This is a genomic window from Streptomyces sp. NPDC097981, from assembly GCF_040302565.1.
Classification (GTDB): Bacteria; Actinomycetota; Actinomycetes; order Streptomycetales; family Streptomycetaceae; genus Streptomyces.
In genome coordinates this window covers 1-1,821 of the sequence record NZ_JBEORW010000168.1, presented here as the reverse complement: position 1 = coordinate 1,821, position 1,821 = coordinate 1, and the positions used below count along the sequence as shown (strand labels likewise).

3 protein-coding genes are annotated in these 1,821 nt (G+C 68.7%); 2 read left to right on the top strand and 1 reads right to left on the bottom strand.

The window, feature by feature from the left end:
* The first annotated feature begins 148 nt into the window (after positions 1-148).
* On the top strand, positions 149-505 hold the full coding sequence (locus ABTY04_RS40825) for a hypothetical protein (RefSeq protein WP_352218491.1): 357 nt from the start codon (positions 149-151) through the stop codon (positions 503-505).
* Entirely contained in the window at positions 502-792 is a 291-nt protein-coding gene (locus tag ABTY04_RS40820; protein WP_352218490.1) for a hypothetical protein, read from the top strand. Before ABTY04_RS40825 ends, ABTY04_RS40820 begins: the two co-directional genes overlap by 4 nt.
* 363 nt (positions 793-1,155) lie before the next feature.
* On the opposite strand, the gene ABTY04_RS40815 is transcribed toward ABTY04_RS40820, so the two are convergent.
* Positions 1,156-1,293, bottom strand: a complete 138-nt coding sequence (locus tag ABTY04_RS40815) for a hypothetical protein (RefSeq protein WP_352218489.1) — start codon at positions 1,291-1,293, stop codon at positions 1,156-1,158.
* Between the last annotated feature and the right edge of the window lie 528 nt (positions 1,294-1,821).

Here is a 1,821-nt window from a genome sequence, read left to right as displayed (position 1 = left end):
TGCAGGGGGGACCCTGTGGGAGAGTAGGACGCCGCCGAACAATCATTGTGGGAAAGCCCCGCACCTTATGGTGCGGGGCTTTCCTGCGTTCAGGACCAGGTTGCAGGACGAGGCTGGGTATCCTGGCCGCGTTCCCCTGGAGGACCTGATGACAGCACAGCAGCTGGACGCCGGCGGCCCGCTCATCCCCCAGCCGGCCATGACCCGCGAAGCGTTGCGTGACGCCGTGCGCCGGATCGACATGGCGAACCTGGCCGTGCTCGACAAGGAATGCAACGAAGCGTTCGATCGCGCCGCCGAGACGGGGGCCATCAACCCCCTGCGGTTCTTCCTGATCAAGTGGGCCACGCACGTGGCGATCCACCGGTGGCCGGCGAGGTCGGCGGCGCTGCAGGAAGCGGAGCGGGTCGCAGGAGACCCCGGGGCGACGGAAGAGCAGTTCCGGGCCGCCATGGAGATCAGCAGCAGGATCCTCGCCGAGGCCCAGCGGGAGATCGGTCAGTGACCTTCCGGGGGGAGGGCGTCGAGAACGACAGCGGCTGGGCCTGGGAGTGCGACCCCAGCCGGGTGTGGGTGCTCGGTGAGATGTCCGCGGAGCAGCAGAGCCTCGTCGGGGCCGTCATGGACGGCCTGGTCGACCTGGCCGCGATGGCGATCGACCCGAAGGGCGGCAGCCTCTACGAGGACCCCCACCCCATGCGGCTGCGGACGTACGAGGACGAGCACCTGCTGCTCTGGTACCAGACCGTCCCGCACCGGAGCCGGGTGTACCTCAAGCGCGTGAACCTCTGACAGAACGGCGTGTGGACGTGGCGGTGACCGAGCGGTCCGCGGGTCTGACACCCCTGCACCGTCGCCATGCGGCGACGCTGGCGCTGTGGCGCTTGCGTGCGCCGCTGTCCACCCCCACCCGGGCGGAAGACGCCCATCGCGAGTACCTCACCACCCTGGCCGAGCCCGGTCGGAGCCAGGGCCTGACGTACCTGGCCTCGCTCAATCTCACCGCCGAGGACGCCTGCCTCCAGGCCCTCGCGAGGACCTCGGCCGGGAACTGGCTGCCACGCTGCGGTGGCTCGGCACGACGGGCTACTAGCCACCGCCGTCTCGGACTGCCGTTGTGCGTTGCGCGAGGAGAGCCAGGGCCTGCACCGGCAGTCAGGCTGGAGGGCACGCCTCGCAGGTGTGGCCGTCGATCGCTCCCGCGGTGTGGGCGGCGGTGAGGAGCTCGGTGGACTCTGCCGCACGGGAGGCACGCTGTTCCGGGTCGGCTTCGGCGAGGCTGAGGCCAGCCATGAGCACTGCCTCTTGTGCTGCGCCGGGTGTGCGGCCGGCGGCGATGTCCGCGAGGAGTGGCAGGGCGGCGTAGCCGGCCGGGTATGTCGTCGGCAGGCCCGTAGGCGTGCCTGAGCTGTGCCCAGTCGGCGGCGGGGCGTGCGGTCGTCATGGGCCGGGATGCTGCCGGGCCCGGTGGTGGAGGTGGCCGTGGCGGGTCGGCTTTGACGTACGCCACGGAGCTCAGGTAGAGTAGACGGGTTGCCTGGAGCTGAGAGGCTCGGCACGCGCCCTCCAAGAATGCAATTCGGTCGGGGGCACTCCGACTCCTCATCCAGGAATCCGAAGCCGGGAAATCCGGTGGAAAACTTCTGATAGAGTCGGACTCGCCGGAAAGGGAAACGCGAAAGCGAGGACCTGGAAAGCGAACCCCGCTTCGACCGGGAATCGGACACGAAAGAGTCTGATAGAGTCGGAAACGCAAGAACGAAAGCCCGGAGGAAAGCCCGAGAGGGTGAGTACAAAGGAAGCGTCCGTTCCTTGAGAACT